The sequence below is a fragment of the uncultured Legionella sp. genome (assembly GCF_937871865.1).
Lineage (GTDB): Bacteria > Pseudomonadota > Gammaproteobacteria > Legionellales > Legionellaceae > Legionella.
Genome location: NZ_CALMPD010000048.1, coordinates 1 through 1,303, shown reverse-complemented (window position 1 = coordinate 1,303; position 1,303 = coordinate 1). Strand labels below are relative to the sequence as shown.

Sequence of the window (1,303 nt, the reverse complement as noted above, 5' to 3'; positions counted from 1 at the left end):
ATGGCTGGATGATTCATGTCGATGCCATAAGACGTGCTGCTCCAGGTTACAGTGAGCAGAGTGCTTCGTACTTTCCGGATCCGGTATCAAAAACTGTTGATGAAGAAAGAAGACAGTACTTTGAAGGTATAGGGGCATTGTATGAAGGTTATTTTATTATCACATTAACCTGGTATCCACCTGTATTGGCGCAAAAACGCTTTGTTGAATTGATGTTTGATGATTCAGGGGAAAAATTAAACCATAAAGCGAAAACCTATCAACTGGTTGAAACCTTCAAGCAATCGTGCAGAAACTTTGAGTCTCGTATGAGTGCTGCGCTTCAACTCGAAAGGTTAGGCTCAGAACTATTCATCAATGAAAACAATAAAGTCACTCAGGATAACTTTTTAAGACACATCCAATATTGTGTCACCGGGATTAATCACCCTGTGAATCTACCTAAAAATCCAATTTATCTGGATGCTTTAATAGGCGGTCAGGAATTAACTCCGGGGATTACACCTAAAATTGGCCGAAAGTTCATTCAATGTGTTGCTATTGAAGGATTCCCCATGGAGTCTTACCCAGGTATTTTAACACTGTTGACTCAACTGCCCGTGGAATATCGCTGGAACTCTCGCTTCATATTCATGGATCCCCATGAAGCTGTAGCTCATTTCACTAAATTCCGTAAAAAATGGAAACAAAAAGTCAGAGGTTTTTTTGACCAAATGTTTAATACCCACTCGGGGGTCGTTGATGAAGACGCGCTCGGCATGGTTAATGATGCGCAAGCAGCGATTGCCGAAACCAATTCAGGAATGGTTGGCCAAGGTTACTACACATCGGTTGTAGTGTTAATGGACGAGGATAGAGCAAACGTTGAGAAAGCAGCCCTATTCATCGAAAAGAATATCAATGCATTAGGGTTTAGCGCACGAACAGAAACCATTAATACCATGGATGCCTATATGGGCAGCCTGCCAGGCCATGGCGTTGAAAACATCAGACGACCTCTGATGAATACCATGAATCTGGCGGACTTGTTACCCACATCCAGCATTTGGACTGGTGAAAATAAAGCGCCTTGTCCACTGTTCCCTCCGTATTCACCACCATTGATGCACTGCGTCACCAGCGGCAATGCGCCATTTCGTTTGAACCTGCATGTAAGAGATTTAGGGCATGGCATTATGTTTGGCCCCACACGCTCTGGTAAATCAACTCATCTTGGTTTGTTGGCATTGTCCTGGCGTCGTTATAAAAATGCACGTATTTATTCTTTTGATAAAGGCATGTCTATGTATCCAACCTGTAAGGC

At 43.0% G+C, this 1,303-nt stretch carries 1 pseudogene; it reads left to right on the top strand.

The features are described 5' to 3' along the window. Positions 1-1,303, top strand: a pseudogene (locus tag Q0495_RS02955) (conjugal transfer protein TrbE); the annotation flags it as partial.